13 protein-coding genes are annotated in these 24,803 nt (G+C 74.4%); 7 read left to right on the plus strand and 6 right to left on the minus strand.

Features of this window, described 5'->3' with window-relative positions:
- The first annotated feature begins 178 nt into the window (after window positions 1-178).
- Window positions 179-1,915, plus strand: coding sequence for an ABC transporter ATP-binding protein (locus OG552_RS11120; protein ID WP_329131769.1), 1,737 nt, complete (start codon window positions 179-181; stop codon window positions 1,913-1,915).
- 44 nt (window positions 1,916-1,959) lie between these two features.
- A complete protein-coding gene (locus tag OG552_RS11125) occupies window positions 1,960-3,876 on the plus strand; it encodes an ABC transporter ATP-binding protein (RefSeq protein WP_329140721.1) in 1,917 nt (638 codons plus the stop codon).
- 56 nt (window positions 3,877-3,932) lie between these two features.
- On the opposite strand, the gene OG552_RS11130 is transcribed toward OG552_RS11125, so the two are convergent.
- Together OG552_RS11130 and dnaG are read right to left on the minus strand one after the other, a co-directional pair.
- Window positions 3,933-5,189 (minus strand): RNA polymerase sigma factor, encoded by a 1,257-nt coding sequence (locus tag OG552_RS11130; RefSeq protein ID WP_443070910.1) that lies wholly within the window; start codon window positions 5,187-5,189, stop codon window positions 3,933-3,935.
- Window positions 5,190-5,458: 269 nt separating this feature from the next.
- A complete protein-coding gene (gene dnaG, locus OG552_RS11135) occupies window positions 5,459-7,378 on the minus strand; it encodes a DNA primase (RefSeq protein WP_329131771.1) in 1,920 nt (639 codons plus the stop codon).
- Between the two features lie 131 nt (window positions 7,379-7,509).
- Between dnaG and OG552_RS11140 the strand changes: the two genes are divergently transcribed.
- A complete protein-coding gene (locus OG552_RS11140) occupies window positions 7,510-9,456 on the plus strand; it encodes a glycoside hydrolase family 9 protein (protein ID WP_329131773.1) in 1,947 nt (648 codons plus the stop codon).
- Here OG552_RS11140 and OG552_RS11145 read toward each other — a convergent pair.
- The 4 genes from OG552_RS11145 to OG552_RS11160 form a co-directional block, all read right to left on the minus strand.
- Entirely contained in the window at window positions 9,453-9,896 is a 444-nt protein-coding gene (locus OG552_RS11145; RefSeq protein WP_329131775.1) for a GNAT family N-acetyltransferase, read from the minus strand. The two genes, OG552_RS11140 and OG552_RS11145, sit on opposite strands and share 4 nt — an antisense overlap.
- A gap of 17 nt (window positions 9,897-9,913) precedes the next feature.
- Window positions 9,914-11,176: an NAD(P)/FAD-dependent oxidoreductase gene (locus tag OG552_RS11150; protein WP_329131777.1), complete on the minus strand. Its 1,263-nt coding sequence runs from the start codon at window positions 11,174-11,176 to the stop codon at window positions 9,914-9,916.
- Between the two features lie 231 nt (window positions 11,177-11,407).
- Window positions 11,408-12,736, minus strand: a complete 1,329-nt coding sequence (locus OG552_RS11155; RefSeq protein WP_329131779.1) for a deoxyguanosinetriphosphate triphosphohydrolase — start codon at window positions 12,734-12,736, stop codon at window positions 11,408-11,410.
- A 58-nt stretch (window positions 12,737-12,794) separates the two neighbouring features.
- Entirely contained in the window at window positions 12,795-13,541 is a 747-nt protein-coding gene (locus OG552_RS11160) for a sirohydrochlorin chelatase (protein WP_329131781.1), read from the minus strand.
- A 311-nt stretch (window positions 13,542-13,852) separates the two neighbouring features.
- Here OG552_RS11160 and OG552_RS11165 point away from each other — a divergent pair, with 311 nt between their 5' ends.
- The 4 genes from OG552_RS11165 to OG552_RS11180 are packed head-to-tail and all read left to right on the plus strand — an operon-like array spanning window position 13,853 to window position 24,579.
- The gene (locus OG552_RS11165) at window positions 13,853-14,746 is read left to right on the plus strand and encodes a DUF4132 domain-containing protein (RefSeq protein WP_329131783.1); all 894 of its coding nucleotides are present in this window, start codon (window positions 13,853-13,855) and stop codon (window positions 14,744-14,746) included.
- Window positions 14,743-19,884 (plus strand): hypothetical protein, encoded by a 5,142-nt coding sequence (locus OG552_RS11170; protein WP_329131785.1) that lies wholly within the window; start codon window positions 14,743-14,745, stop codon window positions 19,882-19,884. The genes OG552_RS11165 and OG552_RS11170 overlap by 4 nt, the downstream gene beginning before the upstream one ends.
- Window positions 19,881-21,032: an ATP-binding protein gene (locus tag OG552_RS11175; protein WP_329131787.1), complete on the plus strand. Its 1,152-nt coding sequence runs from the start codon at window positions 19,881-19,883 to the stop codon at window positions 21,030-21,032. The genes OG552_RS11170 and OG552_RS11175 overlap by 4 nt, the downstream gene beginning before the upstream one ends.
- Window positions 21,019-24,579 carry a DUF5682 family protein gene (locus tag OG552_RS11180; RefSeq protein ID WP_329131789.1) on the plus strand — a complete coding sequence of 1,187 codons (3,561 nt, stop codon included), beginning with the start codon at window positions 21,019-21,021 and terminating at the stop codon, window positions 24,577-24,579. Before OG552_RS11175 ends, OG552_RS11180 begins: the two co-directional genes overlap by 14 nt.
- Window positions 24,580-24,803: the final 224 nt, after the last annotated feature.

A 24,803-nucleotide genomic window follows, 5' to 3' on the forward strand; every position in this document is an offset into this window, starting at 1 on the left:
GGGTTAATCACCTGCGCCCCGGGCCCGGCGGAAGATAGGGTTGCCCGCCGGTTGCGGGCGGACGCAGCGGGCCGGACCCGCCTGCCGTGTCAACCTCCGACGGGCGTCACGCGTCCTGCCGGTCAAAACCCCCGCGCTCCCGCCGACCCCGCCGTCCGAAGTCCCGAGGTATTGCGTTGTGCTGATCCGACTCCTGCGGTCCCATCTGGGGCCGTACAAACGCCCCATCGGTCTGCTGGTGCTGCTCCAGCTCGTGCAGACCATCGCCACCCTCTACCTGCCCACCCTCAACGCGGACATCATCGACAACGGCGTCGTCAAGGGCGACACCGGCTACATCATGAGCACCGGCGGCATCATGCTCGGGGTGACCGTCGTCCAGGTGTGCTGTGCGATCGGCGCGGTCTTCTTCGGCGCCAGGACCGCGATGGCGATCGGCCGGGACATCCGCGCGGCCGTCTTCAACAAGGTGCAGACGTTCTCCGCCCGCGAGGTCGGCCAGTTCGGGGCGCCGTCGCTGATCACCCGCACCACCAATGACGTCCAGCAGGTGCAGATGCTGGTGCTGATGACCTTCACGCTGATGGTCTCGGCGCCGATCATGTGCGTCGGCGGCATCGTGCTGGCGCTCGGCCAGGACGTCCCGCTCTCCGCGCTGCTGCTGGTGGTGGTGCCGGTACTGGGCATCTCGGTGAGCCTGATCATCCGCAGGCTGCGGCCGCTCTTCCGCACCATGCAGACCCGGGTGGACACGGTGAACCGGGTGCTGCGCGAGCAGATCACCGGTATCCGGGTGATCCGGGCGTTCGTCAAGGACGACTACGAGCAGCAGCGGTTCGGCGCCGCCAACGACGAGCTGACCTCGGTGTCGCTGGCCACCGGGCGCCTGCTGGCGCTGATGTTCCCGGTGGTGATGGCGGTGGTCAACGTCTCCAGCGTGGCGGTGCTCTGGTTCGGCGCGCACCGCATCGACAGCGGCGGGATGCAGATCGGCGCGCTCACCGCGTTCCTCAGCTATCTGATGCAGATCCTGATGTCGGTGATGATGGCCACCTTCATGTTCATGATGGTGCCGCGGGCCGAGGTCTGCGCCGAGCGCATCGAGGAGGTGCTGGACACCGAGTCCAGCGTCGTCCTCCCGGCCCATCCGGTCACCACCCTGCGGCGGCACGGCGAACTGGAGCTGTCCGCCGTGGACTTCGCCTATCCGGGCGCCGAGGCGGCGGTGCTGCGCGGGGTGGACCTGGTGGCCAGGCCCGGGCAGACCACCGCGGTGATCGGCTCCACCGGCAGCGGCAAGTCGACGCTGCTGGGCCTGATCCCGCGGCTGTACGACGCCACCGGCGGCCGGGTGCTGGTGGACGGCGAGGACGTCTCGCGGCTCGACGCGGCGCTGCTGTCGCAGACGGTGGGTCTGGTGCCGCAGAAGCCGTACCTCTTCTCCGGCACGGTCGCCTCCAACCTCCGGTACGGCAAGCCGGAGGCGACCGACGAGGAACTGTGGCACGCGCTGGAGGTGGCGCAGGCCAAGGACTTCGTCAGCGCGCTGGAAGGCGGCCTGGACGCGCCGATCGCGCAGGGCGGCACCAATGTCTCCGGCGGTCAGCGACAGCGGCTGGCCATCGCGCGGGTGCTGGTACGGCGGCCGGAGATCTACCTCTTCGACGACTCCTTCTCCGCGCTGGACTACGCGACCGACGCGGCGCTGCGCCGGGCGCTGGCCCGGGAGACCTCGGAGGCGACCGTGGTGATCGTCGCCCAGCGGGTGTCCACCATCCGCGACGCGCACCGGATCGTCGTCCTCGACGAGGGCCGGGTGGTCGGCACCGGCACCCACGCCGAACTGATGCTGAACAACGAGACGTACCGGGAGATCGTGTTGTCGCAGCTGACCGAGCAGGAGGCCGCAGCGTGAGCGAGGGGGAGGGAAAACCGGCGGTGCAGCGGGGGCCGCGGCCGATGCCGGGGCCCGGGCGGTTCATGAGCGGCGGGCCGGTCGAGCGGTCGATGGACTTCCAGGGGTCGCTGAAGCGGCTGTTGCGGATGATGCGGCCGGACCGGTTCCTCCTGTACACGATGCTGGTGCTGGGCATCGTCAGCGTCGGCCTGTCGGTGACCGGACCGCGGATCCTCGGGCACGCCACCGACCTGATCTTCGCCGGGGTGATCGGCCGGCAGATCAGGGGCGGCTCCAAGGAGCAGGCCCTGGACTCGCTGCGAGCCCACGGCCAGGGCAAGATCGCCGACGTGGTGTCGGGCATCGACTTCACCCCCGGCCAGGGCATGGACTTCGACGCCATCGGAAAGGTGCTGCTGCTCGCGCTCGGCGTCTACGTGGTCGCCGCGGTGCTCAGCGTCTTCCAGATGCGTACCGCCACCAAGGTCATCAACCGCGCTGTCTACCGGATGCGCAAGGACGTCGAGGCGAAGCTCTCCCGGCTGCCGCTGTCGTACTTCGACCAGCAACCGCGCGGCGAGGTGCTCAGCCGGGCCACCAACGACATCGACAACATCGGCCAGACGATGCAGCAGACCATGGGCCAGCTGGTCAACTCGCTGCTCACCATCATCGGCGTGCTGGCGATGATGTTCTGGATCTCCTGGCTGCTCGCGCTGGTCGCGCTGGTGACCGTCCCGGTGACGCTGCTGGTGGCGACGAGGATCGGCAAGCGGGCCCAGCCGCAGTTCGTCCAGCAGTGGAAGACCACCGGGGCGCTCAACGCGCACATCGAGGAGATGTACACCGGTCACTCGCTGGTGAAGGTCTTCGGCCGGGCGAAGGAGTCCGCGGAGATCTTCGAACGGGAGAACAGCGCGCTGTACCGGACAGGTTTCCGCGCCCAGTTCATCTCCGGCATGATCCAGCCGATGATGATGTTCATCGGCAACATCAACTACGTGCTGGTCGCGGTGATCGGCGGCCTGCGGGTCGCCTCGGGCGCGCTGTCCATCGGTGACGTGCAGGCGTTCGTGCAGTACTCGCGGCAGTTCAGCCAGCCGCTGACGCAGGTCGCGAGCATGGCGAACCTGATCCAGTCCGGGGTCGCCTCGGCCGAGCGGGTCTTCGAACTCCTCGACGCCGGGGAGCAGTCGCCCGAGCCCACCGCGCTGGCCCGCCCGGCCGGGCTGCGGGGACGGGTGGCGCTGGAGAAGGTCGCCTTCCGCTACGACCCGGACCGGCCGCTCATCGACGACCTGTCGCTGACGGTCGAGCCCGGCCACACGGTGGCGATCGTCGGCCCGACCGGCGCCGGCAAGACCACGCTGGTCAATCTGCTGATGCGGTTCTACGAGGTCTCCGGCGGCCGGATCACCCTGGACGGCACCGACGTCTCGGCGATCTCCCGGGAGGAGCTGCGGTCCTCGATAGGGATGGTGCTCCAGGACACCTGGCTCTTCGGCGGCACCATCGCCGAGAACATCGGGTACGGCCGGGAGGGCGCGAGCCGCGAGGACATCGAGGCGGCGGCGCGGGCGGCGCACGCGGACCGCTTCATCCGCACCCTGCCGGACGGGTACGACACGGTCATCGACGACGAGGGCAGCGGAGTCAGCGCGGGCGAGAAGCAGCTCATCACCATCGCCCGGGCGTTCCTGTCCGACCCGGTGATCCTGGTGCTGGACGAGGCGACCAGCTCCGTCGACACCCGCACCGAGGTGCTGATCCAGCGGGCGATGGCCAAGCTCAGCCACGGCCGGACCAGTTTCGTCATCGCGCACCGGCTGTCCACCATCCGCGACGCCGACGTCATCCTGGTGATGGAGTCCGGGTCGATCGTGGAGCAGGGCACGCACGAGGAACTGCTGGCCGCGCAGGGGGCGTACGCGCGGCTGTACGCGGCGCAGTTCGCGCAGGCGGTGGTGGAGGTCGACTGAGGACCGCCGCCGGGGTCCGGGGCGCGCGCCCCGGACCCGGACGGGCCGGCCGGCGGTCAGTCGAGGTAGCCGCGCAACTGGTCGGCGAAGGCGTGGTCGCGGAGCTTGCTCAGCGTCTTGGACTCGATCTGGCGGATACGTTCCCGGGTGACCCCGAAGATCCGGCCGATCTCCTCCAGCGTGCGGGGCCGGCCGTCGGCGAGCCCGTACCGCAGCTGGACGACCTTGCGTTCGCGCTCACCGAGCGTGGAGAGCACCGCCTCCAGGTGTTCGCGCAGCAGAAGGAAGGCGGCGGACTCCACGGGCGAGGTGGCGTCGCCGTCCTCGATGAGGTCGCCGAGCGCGACGTCGTCCTCCTCGCCGACCGGCGCGTGCAGCGACACCGGCTCCTGGGCCAGCCGCAGCACCTCGCAGACCCGCTCCTCGGTCAGGTCGAGCTGGACCGCCACCTCTTCGGGGCTGGGCTCGTAACCGCGTTCCTGGAGCAGGCGGCGCTGGACCCGTACCACCCGGTTGATCAGCTCGACCACGTGCACCGGGACGCGGATCGTACGGGCCTGGTCGGCGAGCGCGCGGGACATGGCCTGGCGGATCCACCAGGTGGCATAGGTGGAGAACTTGTAGCCGCGGGCGTAGTCGAACTTCTCGACCGCGCGGATCAGGCCGAGGTTGCCCTCCTGGACCAGGTCGAGCATGGTCAGGCCGCGGCCGACGTAGCGTTTCGCCACCGAGACGACCAGCCGCAGGTTGGCCTCGATCAGGCGGCGTTTGGCCATCCGGCCGAGCACCACGAGCCGGTCGAGGTCGACGGCGAGCTGCGAGTCGTCCAGGTCGGGGAAGGCGGCCAGCTTCTCCTCGGCGAAGAGGCCGGCTTCGACCCGGCGGGCCAGGTCGACCTCCTCCTCGGCGGTGAGCAGCGGGATCCGGCCGATCTCCCGGAGGTACTGGCGGAAGAGGTCGGCCGACGGTCCTGCGGTCTCCGGGCGCGGGGGACTGACCGGCGGGGCGGTGTCGAGGATGCCGAGGGTGCCGAGGGACTCGGGGATGCCGGTGCCGAGAGCGGCGAGGGCCTCGGGGGTGCCGAGAGCGGCGGCGGCCTCGGGGATCACGTCCTCGCCGGGGCCGTCCCCGGGCACCTCACCGGACAGGCCGGCCGGCTCGTCCGCGGCGTCCCGGCGCTCCCCCGGCACCCTGGGCGCGGCCGGGTCCCCGGGCTGCTCCGGCAGCGGCGGAGGCTCCATGGCGACCACCTCGGCCACGGCCGGCAACGTCGGATAATCGGTCTCTGCCTGGATCTGGCTTCGGGTCTGCACGGAAGCGACCTCCGCGGTGAGCGCGTCGATGGGCTCGGAGACGGGCTGGGGCCGAGCGGATCGTCGAAGCTGCGGGTAAGCCTGGCCCCCGGGCGCCGTCACCCAGTGTGGCCCACGACGCGCCTTCGCCACGAGGGGCGTGCGTGGCCTTTTTCACACCACGTCACCACACGCGTCCGCCTGGTGACCCGGTGCCGACCGGCGGCGCGGGCGGGACGGGCGGGACGGCGCCGCGACGGGCACGGCCGACCGCCCGTGGCAGCGGACCGTCAGAGACCTGCCGCGCCCTGCAGCCGCAGGCGCTGGCTGTACTGCTGGAGCGCCCACAGCTCGTCCCGGACCGCGATGGCCTCGGGGGCGTCCGCGCGGACGCCCTGGGCCCCGAGACGGGCCAGGGTGGCCTGGACCTCGGCGGCCCGGCGGTCGACGGCGAGCATCCGGACGCGTACCAGCACCTCGCCCGCGTAGATCTCCGGCACCTTGTGCATCACCGGCTCGACCGCCAGCTCGGTCACCATCATCCGTACGGTGTCGTCCGGCGCCGCCTCGCGGACCCGGACCAGATAGTCGCCGTCGGCCCGCTCCACCCCGCCGGCCTCGGCGATCACCCGGCGCACCGCGGCATAGGGCGGGCCGGTGAACTCGTCCTCGCCATAGGCGTCGAAAGCCGGCGAGACCAACTGCGGGTACTGCAGGGCCAGTTTCAGCAGCTCGCGCTCCACCCGGTGGGCGGGGCTGCGCAGGTCGAGGCGGGGGCCGCGAGGACCGGCCGGGGCGGCGGACCGGGTCTCGGGCGCGGCGCCGTACCCCGGGCGGACCCGGCGGTCGCGCTCGGGGGCCTGGCCGGCCGCCCGGGCCCGCGACATCGCCCGTACCCGGCGGATGATCGACTGCTCCTCTGACTGGGTGGCCATGCCGGCCATGCCGACCAGCCGGATCGCGTAACGGTCGCGCAGCGCCTGGTTCTTGATCGCGGCGACCACCGGGACCGCCGCGTCCACCGCCGCCACCCGGCCCTCGTCGGTGTCCAGGTTGTAGCGGCTGACGATCGAGCGCAGGGCGAAGGCGAAGAGCGGGGTGCGGGCGTCCATCAGCCGCTGGACCGCCGCGTCGCCCTCGGCGAGCCGCAGTTCACAGGGGTCCATACCGCCCGGGGTGATCGCGATGGACGTCTCGGCGGCGAACTTCTGGTCGTCCTCGAACGCGCGCAGCGCCGCCTTCTGCCCGGCGTCGTCGCCGTCGAAGGTGAACACCACCTCGGCGGTGGAGTTGTCCATCAGCAGCCGGCGCAGGATCTTGATGTGCTCGCCGCCGAAGGCCGTGCCGCAGGTGGCGATCGCCGTGGTCACCCCGGCGAGGTGGCAGGCCATCACGTCGGTGTAGCCCTCGACCACCACCGCCCGGCCGGTCTTCGCGATCTCCTTCTTGGCCAGGTCGATCCCGTAGAGCACCTGGGACTTCTTGTAGAGCGGTGTCTCGGCGGTGTTGAAGTACTTCGGGCCCTGGTCGTCCTCACGGAGCTTGCGCGCGCCGAAGCCGATCACCTCGCCGGTGATGTCGCGGATCGGCCACATCAGCCGTCCCCGGAACCGGTCGATCACACCGCCGCGCCGGCTCTCCGAGGCCAGTCCGGAGACGATCAGCTCCCTGTCGGTGAAGCCCTTCCCGCGCAGGAACCGCACCAGGTGGTCCCAGCCGGCCGGTGAGTACCCGACGCTGAAGTGCTCGGCCGCGGCCTGGTCGAAGCCCCGCTCGGCGAGGAACTTCCGCCCGATCTCCGCCTCGGCCGAGCCCATCTGCTCCTGGTAGAAGAGCGCTGCGGCCCGGTGCGCCTCCACCAGCCGGATGCGCTCCCCCTGCTGCCGGCCGGGGACATGGCTGCCCTCTTCGTACCGCAGCGTGATCCCGGCCTGCCCGGCCAGCCGCTCCACCGCCTCGGTGAAGGTCAGGTGGTCCAGCTTCATCACGAAGGCGAGGGTGTCCCCGCCTTCACCGCATCCGAAGCAGTGGTAGAGGCCCTTGCTCGGACTGACCTGGAAGGAGGGGGACTTCTCGTCGTGGAAGGGGCACAGGCCCTTGAGGTTGCCGCCGCCGGCCGGGCGGAGATGGAGGTATTCGGAGACGACGGAGTCGATCGGGACGGCGTCGCGTACCGCCCTTACGTCGTCGTCTCTGATCCTGCCTGCCACAGGGGCAGTCTACGGCCCAGGTGGGACAGGCCGGTTCGGCCGGATGCATTGACCAAGGGGTGGGCAGCGGCTAGCTTTCGTCCAATCGTTAGGAACCTTTCCTAATGTGGGGAGCGAGGAGAGGCAGTCGCATGCCGTTCCGTCGTAGCGCCGGCAGCAGGGCGAACCGCGGGGCCAGGGCCGTACTGACCGGGCTGACCGCCGCCGCCCTGCTGGCCGGCCTCTCGCTGACCGGCGGGGCGGGCCGCGCGGAGGCCGGCGAGGTCACCACCGCGGGGCTGGTCCGGGTCAATCAGGTCGGGTACGCCGGCGACGGCGCGAAGGAAGCCTTCCTGCTCGCCGGTTCGGCCGTGTCGGGGGCGGCCTGGCGGCTGGTGGACAGCCATGGGCGGGCGGTCGCGTCGGGGCGGACCACGGCGAGCCTGGGGACGTGGAACACCGCGTACCGGGCCGTCTACCTGATCGACTTCAGCGCGGTACGGACCCCGGGCACCTACCACCTGGTGGTCAGCGGCGCCGCCACCGGCACCTCCCCGCGGTTCACCATCGGCTCCCCCGCCGAGGTGTCCGGGAAGCCGGCCGCCGACGCCACCGCCTTCTTCCAGGCCCAGCGGGACGGCGCGGACACGATCCCCGGGCAGTTGCGGCGCGAACCGTCGCACCTGAACGACGCCAGGGCATCGGTCTACGCCTGGCCGTCCTTCACCGATCCGGACAGCGACACGATCACCGCCGCGCCGCGGAAGCTCGGCGGGCCGGTGGACGTCTCGGGCGGCTGGTTCGACGCGGGCGACTACCTGAAGTTCACCGAGACCACCTCGTACGCCGTCGCGGCGCTCCAGATCGCCGCGCTGCGCACCGGCGCCGGCCCGAAGTCCGCGCTGGGCGAGGAGGCGCAGCACGGTCTGGACTGGCTGGACAAGATGTGGGACGAGAAGACCCGCACCCTCTACATCCAGGTCGGCATCGGCTCGGGCACCGAGGACGGCAGCGTCGTCGGCGACCACGACGTGTGGCGGCTGCCGGAACTCGACGACACCGACAGCGCCGATCCGCTGCTGCGGAACCGTCCGGTCTTCCGGGCCGCCGCCCCCGGCTCGCTGATCAGCCCCAACCAGGCCGGGCGGCTCGCCGCCGACTTCGCGCTGGCCGCGCAGCGGTTCGCTGCGAGCGACCGGACCAGGGCCCGCGGCTATCTGGCGACGGCCGCGCAGATCTACGGCCTGGCCGACACCCGGCCTGGGCAGCTCGTCACCACCGTCCCGTACGGCTACTACCCGGAGACCAGCTGGCAGGACGACCTGGCCTTCGGCGGCGCCGAACTGGCCCTCGCGGCCCAGCGGCTGGGCGACCACCGGGCCTCGGCCTGGCTGGCACAGGCGGCGGGCTGGGCGAAGGGCCACCAGCGCGAGGACGGCGCGGACACCCTCAACATGTACGACACCAGCGCGCTCGCCGACCTCGATCTGGCCCGCGCGGTGAAGGCGGCGGGCAAGCCGAAGGGCCTGGCGGTGTCGTACGGCGGGCTGATCGGCTTCGTGCGGGGGCAGCTGGACACCGGGCGGGACCGGGCGGCGGCCGATCCCTTCCACGCGGGCGCCGTCTACGACGACTTCGACGCGGACTCGCACACGATGGGTCTGGCGGCGACCGTGCGGCTGTACCAGGCGGTGACCGGCGACAGCTCGTACGACCGGTTCGGTACGCAGCAGCTCGACTGGCTGCTGGGCGCGAACGCCTGGGGCACGTCCTTCATGGTCGGCGAGGGCAGCACCTTCCCGGAGTGCACCGCTGGCGAGCTGGGCAACCTCGCGGGCAGCCTGAACGGGAAGCGGCCGCTGGAAGTGGGCGCGATCGTCAACGGGCCCAACGGCTCCGGGCAGTTCGCCGACGGCCTCGGCGACTACCTGGACGGGATGCGGCCCTGCCCGCCGGCCGGGGACCCGTTCGGCGCCTTCACCGGCCACGGCAGCACCTACGTGGACGACGTCAGGTCCTGGCAGAGCTCGGAGCCGGCGCTGGACATGGACGCGTCGGGCCTGCTGGCCTTCGCGCTGAGCCGGGGGTACCGGAGTTAGCGGTCGAGGTCCTTGGTGACGAAGACGTAGTGCGGGCCGCTCGGCTGGATGCTGAACTCCTCGCCGGTCGCGGTGAAGCCCAGGTGCTCGTAGAAGCCGGTGGCGGAGACGCGGCCGTTGCACCAGCCGAGTGCGGCGCCGCGGGCGGCGGCCTCGCGCAGGCCGGCGTTGAGGGCGGCGGCGCCGAAGCCCTGGCCGCGGACCTCGGGTGAGCTGCCCATGCCGCGGAAGCGGTAGGCGAGGGCGGTGTCGCCGGGCAGCGGGTCGGGGAAGAAGGTCACACAGCCCTTGACCGCTCCGGCGTCGTCGTACACCGCTATGTGGAAGGTGTCGCCGCGCGAGTCCTCCGGATAGACGGCGGTCTCGCGCGGCATCCCGGTGCGCAGCACCGCCCACCGCAGGGCGAAGATCTCCTCGACGGGTACGACGGCGGTCCGCATGGGGGTGTCCTTCCTGGTCAGTCCAGGAGAGAGGCTAGCGCGACCGAGGGATCGGCCAGGGCGTCGGGGTCCACCGGGCGCCCGGAGCGGATCAGCTGCTGGATCGCCTCGGTGACGTCCCACACATTGACGTTCATCCCGGCCAGCACCCGGCCGTCGCGCAGCCAGAAGGCGATGAACTGCCGCTTTCCGACGTCCCCGCGGCAGACCACCTGGTCGTAGCCGCCCGGGGCGGCGTGCCCGGAGAACTCCATGCCGAGGTCGTACTGGTCGGAGAAGAAGTACGGAATCCTGTCGTACGCCACCTCCTGGCCGAGCATGGCGCGGGCGGCGGCCGGGCCGCCGTTGAGGGCGTTCGCCCAGTGCTCGACGCGCAGCCTCTCCCCCAGCAGCGGGTGCTCGGCGTTGGCCACGTCACCGGCGGCGTAGATGTCGGGGTCGGAGGTGCGCAGCGACGCGTCGACCGCGATGCCGCCGCCCTGGGACCTGTCGGCCAGCGTCAGTCCTGCGGACTCGGCGAGCGCGGTACGCGGCGCGGCGCCGATCGCGGCGAGCACGTCGTGGGCCGGGTGCTCCTCGCCGTCGTCGGTGATCGCGGCCAGCACCATGCCGTCCTGGCCGGTGATCTCGGTGAGCCTGCGGCCGAACTGGAAGCGGACGCCGTGCTCGGCGTGCAGATCGGTGAAGACCGACCCCAGCTCCGGGCCGAGCACCGCGTGCAGGGGCGTCGGGGAGGGCTCGACGATGGTCACCTCGGCGCCGTAACCGCGGGCGGCGGCGGCCACCTCCAGGCCGATCCAGCCGCCCCCGGCGATCACCAGGTGGCCGTTCTCCCGGCCGAGGTTGGTCAGCACGTTCTTCAGCCGGTCGGCGTGCGCGAGGCGGCGCAGGTGGTGCACGCCGGCCAGGTCGGTGCCGGGGATGTCCAGCCGGCGCGGCTCGGCACCGGTGGCGAGCAGCAGCTTGTCGTACTGCAGCGTGGTGCCGTCGCCGAGGGTGACGGTGTGCGCGGCGCGGTCCAGGTGCACCACCGGCTGGCCGAGGTGCAGCTCGACGTCGTGCTCGGCGTACCAGCCGGTCTGCTGGACGAAGACGGCGTCCCGCTCGGAGCCGCCGGTGAGATAGCCCTTGGAGAGCAGTGGGCGTTCGTAGGGGTGGTCGCGTTCGTCGCCGATCAGTATCACCCGGCCGGTGAATCCCTCGGACCGGAGCGTCTCCGCGGCCTTCGCCCCGGCGAGCCCCGCTCCGACGATCACGAAGGTCTGGTGTGCGTCCACCACTGTGCGCCTCCCCTGCCGGTTTTTGCCGGTCGTTCGTTACACGCGAGCGTCCCGCACGTCAGGTCCGTCCGGAAGAGCGCCGCGCCGTTCCGTTTGTGCGCCGTTCATATGCCGCAAGCGCTGTGTCCAGTTCAGCGGAGCACCGCGGACGGGTCGCGTGGGCACCCGGTGATCATCGCATCCCGCCCGGCGGGCACCGAAACCGCCGGGGCGCAAGAGGCGTGCGTGACTTCAGTCGGTGAGTCTGGCGTGCAGCGCGGTCGCCGCCGCGTCCGTCAGCGAGGCGATCTGGTCCACCACCGCGCGACGGCGTCCCCGGTCGTCGGCGGCAGCTTCGAACAGGGCGCGGAACTGCGGGTCGAGCCCGTACGGTGCCCGCTCCAGCAGGGTCTGCGCCAGCTCCCCGATGACGACCCGCTGCTCGGCGCGCCGCCGTGCCTGCGCGGCGCGCTGCATCACATACCGGTCGGCGACCGCCTTGAGCACCGCGGACTCCAGGCGCTGCTCGTGCGGGACGACCAGCTCGGCGCCGTACCGGGTGAGCCGGGCGGTGCCGTACCGCTCGCGGGTGGCGCTCTCTGCGGCGAGGCAGAAACGGCCGATGAGCTGGGAGGCGGCGTCCTTCAGGCGCGCCTGGTCCAGCGCGCTGCCGTCGTAGCGGTGCGGCCACCAGGGCTGGTCGAGCAGCCGGTCGAGGGCGGCGGCCAGCTCGGCCGGGTCGGTGCCGGGCGGGGCGTACCGCGCGGCGGCGCAGCCGAACACCTCGGCGCGGTCGGCGGCCGAGCGCAGCGCCCGGGGGTCGATGTGTCCCGCCTGGAGGGCGTCCTCCACGTCGTGCGCGCAGTAGGCGACATCGTCCGCCCAGTCCATGACCTGCGCCTCGAAGCAGCGCCGGTCGCCGGGTGCGCCGTCCCGCAGCCAGCCGAAGACCGGCAGGTCGTCCTCGTACACCCCGAACTTGGGGCTGCCCGGCGCGGTCGGGTGCCCGCCGCGCGGCCAGGGGTATTTGGTGGCCGCGTCCAGCGCGGCCCGGGTGAGATTGAGGCCGACGCTGACCACGCCGCCCTCGGGCGCGGCCACGAACCGCTTGGGCTCGATGCGGGTCAGCAGCCGCAGGCTCTGCGCGTTCCCCTCGAACCCCCCGCAGTCCGCGGCGAATTCGGCCAGCACCAGTTCGCCGTTGTGCCCGAAGGGCGGGTGCCCGAGGTCGTGCGCCAGGCAGGCGGTCTCCACCAGGTCCGGGTCGCAGCCGAGCGCCGCGCCCAGCTCGCGGCCGACCTGCGCGCACTCCAGCGAGTGGGTGAGCCGGGTCCGCGGGCTGGTGTCGGTGACCGCGGCGCCGCTCGCCCCGGGGTCGACCACCTGGGTCTTGCCGGCCAGCCGGCGCAGCGCGGCGGAGTGCAGCACCCTGGCCCGGTCACGCTGGAACGCGGTGCGCCCGGGGCGTTTGTCCGGCTCGGGCACATAGCGCTCCAGGTCCGCCGAGCCGTACGGTCCGTAGCGCTCGTACGGTCCGGGGTGCGCGGTGGCCACGGCGGCCGGTCGGTTCTCGCGTTCCATAATCACGACGGTAACCGCCCGCACTGACGTCGCGGCGACGCGTACGTGTACGGATGGGTCACATCCGGACGTAAACCCCCGCAGCGGGCGCGGCCGGAGGCAGCGGGGCGCCGGCCGCCCGGTCGTAGCGGTGCAGGACCAGCCGGGCCATGGCCTCGTGGTCGCCCAGCGGCGCCGCGGCGATCCAGGGGGCGGCGGCCCGGACCTGGGCGGCGAACCGGCCGGGGGCGGTGAAACAGCTCGCGACGGCGATCCGGCGCAGACCGCGGGCCTCGAACGCGGCGACCGCTTCGGGGACGGTCGGGGCGGCGGCGGAGGCGAAGGCCGGCCGTACCGGGATGCCGCCGAGCAGGGCGCCGAGCAGGGCGGCGGTACGGGCGGTGCCGGCGGCCGACCCGGGACTGCGGGACCCGGCGGCGGCCAGCACCACGGCCTCGGGCGGTCCTTCGCCGGGCTTGGCCGCCTCCAGCAGGCGGGCGTGCAGCACCTGCGCCAGCAGCGGATGCGGGCCGAGCGGCGCGGCGACCGTGCCCCGCAGGTGGGCGGCCGCGGCCAGCGCCCGCGGCAGGTCCACCGTGACGTGGTGGCCGCGGCCGAGCAGCAGCGGTACGAGGACGGCGCCGCCGCGCAGTCCGGCGAGCGTGTCGGCGAGCAGCGGCTCGTTCAGCTCGATGTGGCCGAGGCGGACGTCGAGGCCGGGGCGGCGGGCCCGTACCCGGTCGAGCAGCGCGCGTACGGTCCGCAGCGCCTGCGGGTCGCGGCTGCCGTGCGCGACGGCGACCAGGGCGGGACGGCGGAAGGTCATGGGGTGAGCGTGGACGGGCGCGGTTGCCGGGCCGTTGCGGGGTGGGCGACAGCGCGTATCGGTGGGCTCAGCGGCGGGCCGGGACGGCTGTGAGTTCCGTGGGCGGCGGGGGCCGCGCGGCTGCGCGGCCGGGGCCGGGTGCCGCCGGGATCAGCGGAGAAACCGCAGGTGACGAGGGGTCAGCAGGCGGGCGGAGGGCCGTTGTCAGTGGGGGGTTCTAGTGTGATCGACATCGCAGGCGGGACCGTGAACGGAACCGCTTGAAGGCCGTCGAGGTGACGGCTGCGCGGGACCGGGGAGGGGCGCGGGTCATGGGGTGGATCGAGACGGCGGACGGATACGCCGTCACGCTGGAGGGCGTGAAGGTGGTGTGCCGGAACGCCGCCGGACGGGCACTGAAGCAGGTGCCGGGGAAGCTGCGGGACGACCCCGAGGTGCTGCGGCTGCGGCAGCTCGCGGAGTGGTTGCAGCGGCACGAGCGGGAGTGTCTGGCGCAGGTGGACGGCTGGTTGGTGCGTTCGCTGCCGGTGCCCGCCGTCCTGCTGGCCGAGGTCTGGCCGGATGCCGCCTGGCAGCAGGTGCTCCGCGATCTGGTGGTCGCCCCGGTGGCCGCGGACGGCACCCCGGATCTGGCCAGGGCGGGATTCCTGCGGGACGCCGACCGCGAGCGGGGGCTCGGGGTGGTGGACCTCGACGGGGACTCGGTGCGGCTGGAAGCGGAATCGGTGCTGATCCCGCACCCGGTGCTGCTGGTGGAGCCGGCCGGGCTGGACGAACTCCGGGAGTTCGCGGCCGAGCTGGACGTACGCCAGAGCCTCGGGCAGCTCTTCCGCGAGGTGTGGCGGCGGGCCGACGACGTGGATCCGGCGGCGTACGCGCTGACGGCGTACGCGGGCGGCCGGTTCGACCAGTTGCGGCACGCCACGGCCCGCGCGGTCCAGCACGGTTACCGGGTGCGCGGTGGCAACGCCACCTGCCAGGTGACCGAGGCCGGCCGGACGGTGGAGGCGTCCTTGTGGCTCGGCGCCGACTATCCGGAGGCCGAAGCGGTGACCGGTGACCTGGAGTGGCGCGGGCCGGACGGCAACCGGCTGCGGCTCGGCGAGGTCGGCCCGGTGGCCTGGTCGGAGGGGGAACGGATGGCGTCGCTGCTGTACGCGGGGCGGGTCGTGGACAAGGACGAGGAAGAGGCGGGGGACCGGTGAACGAGCGGGATCTGCTGGAAGCGGGGGCGGTGCTGCCGCTCGGCGGCGCACCGGAGGCGGCCGCCGGGGATGTGCTGGTGGCCCGGGGGTACCGGCACCCGGCACTGGACGACCGGGTCGTGGTGCGGCTGGTTCCGGAGGCGCTGGGCGAGGCGGAGGATCTCGCGCTGGAATTCCTCGGGTTCGGCGGGGAGCCCGCGGCGGCGGGTGACTCCGGGTCGGGCGACGGCTCTGGGGCAGGCAGTGACTCAGGGTCGGGCGGTGACGCCACGGCAGGTGACTTCACGTCAGGCGCCGGCTCTGCGGCGGCGGCCGGTGGCTCCGGCGGGCGGGGCGTGCGGGTCGGGCGGGTGAAGCGGCAGGCGCTCGGCTTCCCGGCCTGGGCCCTGGTCCACGACCCGGCCAACGGCCGGCACGCGCTGGCCGTGGTCAAGGAGATGGAGCGGCTGGCCCGCATCGCGGTCACCAAGCCCGGCCACGCCAAGGACGGCTTCGAGGAACTGGCCACCCGGCTCGACCGTTCCGTACCGCACTTCCTGCCCACGTACTACGAGGAGGTGGCCCGGCACTTCCTGGGCGCGGAGGCCACCACCTATGCGTCGGCGTTCTTCGGCAAGGCGCGCGACGCCGAGCGGCGGCACGCGCTGGCGGTGGACGAGGAGCGGCTGCGCGAGGTGTTCCTGGAGTTCGCCGCGGCCGGCGCGCTCAGCGGCAAGACGCTCCGGGAGCAGGCGAAGGGCCTGGCCGAACGCCTCACCCCGCAGACGGCTCTTGAGGAGTTCCGGCTGCTCTGCGTGGAGCGCGGCGCGGCCGGTCTGAGCCCGTACGCGGGCCTGCTGGAGGATCTGCGGCGGCTGGCGAAGGCGGCCGGGCGCGACGCCGCCGCCGAGGAGGTGTCGCTGGTCTCGGAGCTGCTGAAGTCGTCGGCGGTGGCCCGCGCCGCGATGTCCTTCTGGAAGAGCGCCCGCGGCGCGCTGGTCACCGCGGCCCGGCAGGACCCGGCGGTCCGGGTCCGGCTGCTGCACCTGCTGCCGACCGCGGGCGGCGAGCACACGGCCGCGTTCGACGAGACGTGGCTGGAGATCCTGGAAGCCGCGGGCGCGTTCACGCTGCTCGCCCGGACGGGGGGAGGCGCGGGGGCGGCTGCCACAGGGGAGCAGCCGCCCACCGCCGCCGCTTGGTTCGGCACCTGGGCGGCGCACCGGCAGCGCGGCTACTGGCGGCGGCAGGAGCGGATGCCCCGCGAGCTGGAGCTGGTCGAGCGGTTCGCCGCCCAACTGGCCGCGGAGCGGGAGCCGGTGCGGCTCGGCGGGGACCGCGGGCACACCGAGGTGGACCTGGACCTGCTGGACGCGTGCCTGGCACACGGCGTGCCGGTCACCGGCCCGGGCCGGGGCACCACGCTCAATCTGCGGAAATGGCTGGACGACGCGACGCCCGGCCGCCGTGATCTGGCCGCGGTGGTCGCCGATCCGCGGTTCGGTCCGCTGCTGCCGGCCGCGGTGGAGAAGGCGGCCGGTGGCCGCGGTGCCGCCGCGGCCCTGCACCGGCTGGCGTCGGGCCCGGTGCTCGGCCCGGTGGTCGGGCAGTGGCTCACCGACCGGGCGGCGGAGCTGGAACAGCCGCTCGGGCTCCCGGGCCTTGACCGGCTGCTGTCCCGGGTGAGCGGCTTCACCATCCCCTCGGCCCTGGCCGCCGCGCCCGTGGCCGCCGCCCGGATCGCGGCATTCGACGTGGCTCCGGTGCTCGCCCGCACCCTGCGGGCCGGCATCCTCGACGAACTGGGCTGGCCCGCCCTGGACCAAGCGCCGGCCCGGCTCCGCCCCGGCCGTACCAACCGCGACCACGGGTACCGGCTGGAGGACGCCTGGCCCGCGCTGATCGTCGCGGAGGACACCCGGGTGCTCGCGATCGGCCCGGAGGGCGTGCTGGACGACCGGACGCTGACGCTGCCGGCGCCGAACCCGTACAGCTGGATGCCGCCGGTCTTCCGCTGGCTGGACGGTCAGTGGCTGGTCGCCTCCGGGCACGGCGACGCGCGGCGGGCCGTCTGGTCCGGCCGGCCCGCGGACACCTTCCGGCCCAAGGGCACGCTGGAAGCCCCGGCCCAGGGTTCCGGCACGGTGTCGGTGCCCCTGCCCGGCGGCGGCCGGTTCTACGGCACCCGGCCGATGCAGGTGGGCGACACCTCCTTCGGCGACCGCCGGCCGGTCGCCTCGGACGGCATCTCCTACTGGGTGCTGCACGAGGACCACTGGTACGAGTACGACCCGGCGACCGCCACCCGGGGCCGCGCCTCGGTGCCCGCCTTCTTCGACGGCGCACTCGCCGAAGGACCGCGGGGTGCCCGGCTGCTGCCGCCGTCCTGCCGGCTGCTGCCGGTCCGGCCCGGCCTTGAGGGCTCGCCGTTCGGCAGCAAGGACGGCCTGCTGGGCTGGTGGGTGCGGTACGACCCGGCGGCCCGCACGATGACCGCCTGCTCGGTCGACGGCACCCACGGCCCGGACTGGCCCTGCGAGGAACTCCCGGACGGCACCCCGGTGATCAGCGGCGGCTCGCCGCTGCCGCCGCTGCGGCTGCCCGGCGGCGCGGCCCTGCACGCACGGGTTTCCGGCCACCGGACGGACTCGGTCTGGCTGTACGACGCCGAGGGCCTCGAACTCGCCCATGTGGAGGGCGGTGCGGCCGGCGGCCGGTACGCCAGGGGGACCGCGATCGTGCCGCCGGTCTGGTACTGGCACGCGCTGCGGGCGCGGGACGAGGCCGGCTCCGCGGTGCTCCGGACGGTCACCGACGCCCAGGCCGCCGCGCTGATCGCGGCGATGCCCGGCCCGCCCACGGAACCGGTCCGGGTCCCGACTCCCTTCCCGACCCCGCAGGAGGAGACCGCCGCCACGGCGGTACGGGCGTTGCTGCCTGGCATCAGCCACCCGGCCCTGGTCGAGGGCATCGCCGCACTCGCCATGGAGGCCGCCCGGCTCACCCGCTGGGTCGCCGCCTTCGCCGGCAAGAAGGAGAAGGCCGCCGCGCCGGCGTCCGCGCAGGACGCCGCGCCCCGGGTGCGGCACGCGCACGACGGCGCGCTGAACCATGCGCTCAGGGGCCTGGCGAGCGGCGGCCGTTACGGCTACTACGGCAGCGACACCGATCAGAGCACCGCCGCGATCGGGCAGGTCCTGGCCCTGCACCGGGCACTGAGCGGCGCCGCCGCGGTCCCCGCGGAAACCGCGGACGGGCACCCCCCGTTCACGGCGATGCGGGGCACCAACGTCAACTGGCTGCCGCTGCTCGGCCACGGCTTCACCGCCGCGGCGGCGCGGGCCGCGGCGGCCGGTACCTCGGACCAGGACCGGGCGGCGGTGCTGGAGTTCCTGCAGGCGGTGCTCGACGGCCCGGCCCCGTACGCCGATCCGCGCGGCCGGCTGCGGGTGGTGTCGCTCTGCGAGCCGGGCGACACCCGCGTGGAGCGGGCCGGCCAGGTGCTCCGGGCCGGTGACCGCACCCTGCTGCTCCTGACCTGCACCCACGTCCACGACAACGGGCGGCACTGGCAGGGCGTCGAACACGACCCGGAGCAGGGGTTCGGGGCCTGGGAGGGCTTCGACCTCAAGGAGTCGACGGTCATCGGCGCCCCCGGCGACCCGGCGGGGACCGCCGCCCTGGCCCGGCTGATCACGCTCACCGCGGAGCGCGGCCCGGTGCCGTACCGGCACGGAGCGGCCGAGCGCTTCGCGGCCCTGACCGGGGTGGACGTGTCACTGGCGGCGCTGCTGCTGCTCGGCCTGCCCGAGATCACCGGCTACGGCAGGGACGGCATCCCGGGACCGGAGACGCTGGCCCTCGCGGGACTGCGCCCCACCCGGGCGGTCACCGCCCGCGACGCCCTGCGACGGCTCAGCGGGGAACACCGCATCCGCCTGCTGGCCCGGCTGATGCCCGCCGACCCGGCGGCCGTCGAACGGCTGTGGGCCGACGGCTTCGACCCGGACGCCCTGGCCGACGAGTGGATCGCCATCCACGGCCGGCTGCGGCCGGTCCCGATCGAACTGCTGGAGCGCGCCGAGCGGGAGACGTCCATCGGCGAACAGCTGACCGCGGCCCTCAACCCCCGGTCGCGCCCCGAGCTGACCGGCCGCACCCGGCAGCGGCTCGACGCGAACCGGGCCCTGGTGGCCGACGACCCGGCCCAGCTGCTGTCGGGCCGGGAGCTGATGGGTTACGTCTCGGCGCTGCGCTGGCTCGCCTACCGGCTGCCGTACGGTGACCCGCTGCGGGCGGCGCTGCCCGAGACCCTGACGGCGCTGCGCTCCCGGCTGGCGGACGAGCAGCTGCTGCTCGACCTGTCGGTGGACTGGACCTCGGAGGGCAAACCGTCCTCGCACCGGGTCCGGGAGGCCTACGGGCTGCCGCGGACCGGTGGTCACGGGCCGGACGGCACCCTGCCGGCCGGGCCGGCGATCGTGCTGGTCCCGGCGCGCTACGGGCGCGAGCACGACGACGTGTGGGTGCGGCCGGCCGCGCTGCTGCCCGGGGCGTCCCCCGAAGGCGGCCCCGGCCACTCGGCGCTGACCCTGCTCACCGGCCTCAACCCCGGCCCGCTGCTGTGGGCACTGCGGGAGGTGCTCGGCGACGGCCTGGACGCACTGGTGGCGGCGGACGGCCCGGCGGGCGCCGCGCAGTACCCGGCGCACAGCGCGCCGGAGCTGGTCACGGCGGCGGCGCAGCGGCTCGGTCTGTCGCAGGACGCCGCCGCGCTCTACCTGATGCTGCTGGCGCTGCCCGACCCGACGGACCGCAATGTCACCGCCTGGACCGGCTGGAAGCCGGCCCGGAGCAAGCAGGCCCGGGCCGAACTGGCCGCCGGTGACCTGGTGGTGGAGGCCCGGCGGCCCCGGGCCGGCCGCACCCTGTTCCTGCCCGGCGGCTGGCTGGACCACAAGGCGCCGCAACTGCCGCTGGAGACCTGGAAGACCGCGCTCTTCCGGTCCGCGCCGGGCGCGGACGACGGCTTCGTGGTGCCGGACTGCCCGGTGCCCGAGCTGTTCCGGCAGGCGTGGCAGCGGGTGGCCGACGGGGACGCGCCCGGTTTCGAGGAGTTCGCGGCCCGGCGGACCGGACCGCGAGGGGGACGGCGATGAGCGGCGCGGACGGAAGCGGCGCCCGGCAGATCGAGCCGGCCGAGGACCGGTACGCCGCGGAGCTGGCCTTCCTGGCCGGCTATGAAGACGGGCCCCGGCCGCCGGGCTGGCGGCTGACCCCGCGGGCCGTGGTGACCTTCGTCTGCGGGTCGGGCGGCGAACCGCTGCTGCGCGCCTCGGACGGTGCCCGGCTCACCGTGGCACGCAAGTTCGTCGGCGACCGGGCGGTGGTGGAGCGGTGCGTGGTGACCCTCGCCGGGGAGCGCGGGCTGCTGCTGGTGGGCGAGCCGGGCACCGCCAAGTCGATGCTGTCGGAGCTGCTGGCAGCCGCGGTCTGCGGCACCAGCGGGCTCACCGTGCAGGGCACCGCGGGCACCACCGAGGACCAGCTGCGGTACGGCTGGAACTACGCGATGCTGCTCGCCGCCGGCCCCAGCAGCGCGGCGCTGGTGCCGTCCCCGGTGCTCACCGCCATGACCCGCGGCGCGGTGGCCCGGATCGAGGAGGTCACCCGCTGCCTGCCGGAGGTGCAGGACGCGCTGGTGTCGATCCTCTCCGAGCGGCGGATGGCGGTGCCGGAGCTGGCCGGCACCGCGGAGGCGGACGGCGGGACCGTGCACGCGGTGCCCGGCTTCACCGTCATCGCCACCGCCAACCTCCGCGACCGCGGGGTCTCGGAGATGTCCGCGGCCCTCAAACGCCGCTTCAACTTCGAGACGGTCGGCCCGATCACCGACCTGGACGCGGAGACCGAACTGGTACGCGGGCAGGCGGTGACCGCGCTGGCCCGCTCGGGAGCGCGGTTCACCGTCGACCGGGCGGTGCTCGAAGCACTGGTCACCGCCTTCCGGGACCTGCGGACCGGACGCAGCGCCGAGGGGTGGGACGTCGAGCGGCCTTCGACGGTGATGAGCACGGCGGAAGCGGTGCACGTCGCCACCTCGATGGGGCTGGCCGCCGCGTATCTGCCCGACGGCCGGGACGCCCTGCGCACCCTGCCGGGGCACCTGCTGGGGACGGTCCGCAAGGACGACCCGGCGGACCACCCGAGGCTGCTGGCCTATTGGGACGGGCCGGTCCGCCGCCGGGCCGAGCAGGGCGCGCCACTGTGGCGCACGCTGTGGGAGCTGCGCGATGCGCTCGGCTGACGGGCCCGGTGCGCTGGAGGCGGGTGCACCGGAGGGGGGTGCACCCGCCGACGCCGCGGAGGCGCTGGCGGGGTGCCGTGCGCCGTATCTGATCGGGGTGCGGCACCACTCCCCCGCGCTGGCCGCCGCGGTGCCGCAGCTGCTGGCCGCGGCGGCACCCGAGGTGCTCTTCGTGGAGCTGCCGGGGGAGTTCGCGCGGTGGCTGCCGTATCTGGCCGACCCGGCGACCGTTCAGCCGGTCGCGCTGGCCGGGCACGGGCCGCGCGGGCTGGTGTTCCTGCCGTTCGCCGACTTCTCGCCGGAGCTGGTGGCGATCCGCTGGGCCGCGGAGGCGGGGGTGCCGGTGGTGCCGTTCGACCTGCCGCTGGGCGCCCGGGGGGACGGCCGGGCAGGCCAGGGGGAGGCGGACGGCGGGCAGCAAGAGCAAGGAGAGCAAGGGCAGCAAGGAGGACAAGGGGCGCAAGGGGCGTGGCCCGAGCGGGCGTTGGAGCGGGCACTGCGGGAGCGGGCCGGGGGGCGCGCCGAGGACGACCTGTGGAACCGGCTGGTGGAGGCCGCGGCACCGGGCGGTACGGCGGAGGCCCTGCGCCGGGCGGCGCTGCTGCTGGGGTGGGCGCTGCGCCAGGACGCGGCGCGCGGCGGCCGGCTCGACCCGTACGACCTGCGGCGCGAGGCCCACATGCGGCGGCTGCTGGCCGCCAGGCCCGGGGTCAGGGCGGCAGCGGTGGTGGGGGCGTTCCACGGCCCGGCGCTGGTGCCGGGCGCGGGCGGCACGGAGCCGGACGATCCTGCCGGGCCGGATGACGTCGCGGAGGTGGCCACCTCCCTGGTGCCGTACACCTACCCGCTGCTGGACGAGCGGTCCGGCTATCCGGCGGGCATCCGCGACCCGGAGTGGCAGTTGGGCGTGGTGCGGGCGGCGGGTGACCCGGAGCGGCTGGACGCGCTGCTGCTGGGGACCGCGGTGCGGATCTGCGCCGCGGTCCGGGCCGCGGGTCACCCGTGCGGGCCGCCCGACGCCCGTGAGGTGGTCCGGCATGCCCGGGACCTGGCCTCGCTGCGCGGGCTGCCCGCAGCCGGGCGCGGTGAGCTGCTGGAGGCCGTGCGGACGGTGCTGACGCAAGGCCAGTTGCTCGGGCGGGGCCGGGTGGTGGCGCGGGCGCTGGAGGAGGTACTGGTCGGCACCCGGCACGGCAGGCCCGCTCCCGGCACCCCGCGGTCAGGGCTCGGACCGGCCGTGGAGAGCCTGCTGGCCGAGCTGGGTCTGCCGGCGCCCGGGGCACCGGAACGGCGGGAGCTGCGGCTTGACCCGTACCGTTCGCCGCTGGACCGCCGCCGGGAGCTGGCACTGCGGCAGCTCGTGGTCTGCGGGGTGCCGTACGGCGAACCGGCGCCCACCGCGGGGACCGGCGGCACCGCCGGCATCGGCACCCGCTGGACGGTGGAGTGGACGCCCGCCACCGCGGCGATGCTGGAGGCGACCGCTGTGCACGGCTCCGAACTCCCCTTCGCCGCCGAGGGGTTGCTGCGGCAGCGGGCCCGCAACGAGCGGCGGGACGGCGGCCCGGCGGCGGCGGAGGTGCTGACCGGGCTGACCGACGCGGCCTCCTGCGGCCTGCCGGGACCGGCCGCGGACCGGCTCGCGGAGACGGCCCGGCTGCTGCCGGTCACCGGGACGCTCCCGGAGCTGCTGGCCGGGCTTGGCCTGCTGGACCGGCTGGCCTCGGGGCACTTTCCCGGTCTTGACGCCGGGTGGGAGGCCGCAGCGGTGACGGCGGCCCGGGCCGAGGTGACCGCTGCCGGGGTGCGGGCACTGGACGGTCTGGCGGGGTCGGACGACCCGGCGGACGCGCTGGCGCTGGCGGAGCTGGCCGCCCGGGGGCTGCCCGGGCTGCGGATGGCGGACGCGCTGACCCGGCTGGCGGCCGAAGGCACACCACTGATCCGGGGCGCGGCCGGTGCGGCCCTGGTGCTGCTGGGCGAGACCGCGCCGGGCGCCTTCGGCACGGTGCTGGCCGCCAGGACCGAGGACGCCACCACCGCGGAACTGCGGGAGGGGCTGGCCGGTTTCCTCACCGGGGCGCTGACCGCGGCGGGGCCGCTGGTGGAGGCGGAGGCCCTGCTGGCGCCGCTGGTGGAGACGGTGGAGGCGCTGCGGGACCGGGGGTTCCTGACCCGGTTGCCCGCCCTGCGGCGGGGGTTCGACGCCTTGACGCCGGCGGCGCGGGAGCGGCTGCTGGCGACGGTAAGGGACGGTGCGGCCTTCGGGCCGGCCGCGCCCGCTGGGCTGGACCCGGCGGCGGCTGCCCGGCACACCGGGGCGGACCTGGCGGGGCGCGAGGCGCTGGCGGCACTGGGGTTGCTGGGCGTGCTGGACGGTGACCTTCCGGCCGCCGCGGTGGATACGCCGCAGGGCCGCCAGGAAGGGTCCATGGACGACGTGATCACCGCGGATGTGCGGTGGCAACTGCTGCTGGGCCGGGTGAAACAGCGGTCGGCGGCGCGGATGGCGGCCGCGCTGGACGAGTTGTACGGGGCAGGACGCGGGGAGGGTGCGGAGGAGATGGGGAGGTCAGGGGCGGGCAGCGAGGCGCCGTACCCCGATGTCCGCAGCTGGGCCGAGGAGCTTCAGGCGCTCTTCGGGGCCGGTGTCCGGGAGGAGGTGCTGGCGGCGGCTGCCGCGGCCGGGCGGCTCGACGCGGCCCTGGAGATGGACCCGGCGGCGGCCCGGCCCTCGGTGGAACTCCTGCGGACCGTGCTGTCGTTCGCCGGCGGGCTGCCCGAGGGCCAACTGGCCAGGCTCCGGCCGCTGGTGGCGAGGCTGGTGCGGGAGCTGACGCAGGCGCTGGCCAACCGGATGCGGCCGGCGCTGGTGGGGCTGACCCATCCGCGCCCGACGCGGCGGCCGGGCGGCCCGCTGGATCTGCCCCGCACCCTGCGGGCGAACCTCGCGACGGCCCGCCGCGACCCGGTGGACGGGACCGTCACCGTGCTGCCGGAGCGGCCTGTCTTCCGGACGCGGGCGCGCAAGGCGGCGGACTGGCGGATCGTCCTGGTGGTGGACGTCTCGGGGTCCATGGAGGCGTCCACGATCTGGTCGGCGGTCACCGCGGCGGTGCTCTCCGGGGTGCCGGCGCTGAGCACCCACTTCGTGGCCTTCTCCACCGAGGTGGTGGACCTGACCGGGCAGGTGGACGACCCGCTGAGCCTGCTGCTGGAGGTGCGGGTGGGCGGCGGTACGAACATCGCCCGCGGGCTGCGCCACGCACGGGGGCTGGTGACGGTGCCGTCGCGGACGCTGGTGGTGCTGGTCAGCGACTTCGAGGAGGGCGGGCCGGTCGGGGCGCTGCTCGGGGAGGTACGGGCGCTGGTGGAGTCCGGGTGCCATGTCCTGGGGTGCGCGTCGCTCGACGACGCCGGCCGGGGGCGGTACTCGGTGGGCGTCGCGGGCCAGTTGGTGGCCGCGGGGATGCCGGTGGCGGCGCTGAGCCCGCTGGAGCTGGCGCGGTGGGTGGGCGAACGGGTCTCCGGTGGCGGGTCCCGGTGAACTCTGCCGCCCGCCGGGAAGCGCCCGTCGGGAAGTGCCCGTCGCTCCCGGGTGGGTGCGGCTTCCCGGGGTGTTCCGGCCCGTACGTGCGGGTTCGCCGGCGGCCCGTCCCCGTGGCGGTCGTGCGGAGCCGCCACCGGCCGTGGGGGGATGCCGGCGGTCGTGGGAGCCACGGACGGCCGTGGGGGCCGCCGTCCGGGCAGCCACTCCTGTTGGTGCGGGTG

Origin of the sequence: Streptomyces sp. NBC_01476, from assembly GCF_036227265.1 — a bacterium.
Lineage (GTDB): Bacteria > Actinomycetota > Actinomycetes > Streptomycetales > Streptomycetaceae > Actinacidiphila.

Coding starts and splice junctions, on each gene's coding strand:
- OG552_RS11160 (WP_329131781.1), bottom strand. CDS start 13,541: ATGACCTTCCGCCGTCCCGCCCTGGTCGCCGTCGCGCACGGCAGCCGC.
- OG552_RS11145 (WP_329131775.1), bottom strand. CDS start 9,896: ATGCGGACCGCCGTCGTACCCGTCGAGGAGATCTTCGCCCTGCGGTGG.
- OG552_RS11165 (WP_329131783.1), top strand. CDS start 13,853: ATGGGGTGGATCGAGACGGCGGACGGATACGCCGTCACGCTGGAGGGC.
- OG552_RS11155 (WP_329131779.1), bottom strand. CDS start 12,736: ATGGAACGCGAGAACCGACCGGCCGCCGTGGCCACCGCGCACCCCGGA.
- OG552_RS11140 (WP_329131773.1), top strand. CDS start 7,510: ATGCCGTTCCGTCGTAGCGCCGGCAGCAGGGCGAACCGCGGGGCCAGG.
- OG552_RS11125 (WP_329140721.1), top strand. CDS start 1,960: ATGCCGGGGCCCGGGCGGTTCATGAGCGGCGGGCCGGTCGAGCGGTCG.
- OG552_RS11175 (WP_329131787.1), top strand. CDS start 19,881: ATGAGCGGCGCGGACGGAAGCGGCGCCCGGCAGATCGAGCCGGCCGAG.
- OG552_RS11180 (WP_329131789.1), top strand. CDS start 21,019: ATGCGCTCGGCTGACGGGCCCGGTGCGCTGGAGGCGGGTGCACCGGAG.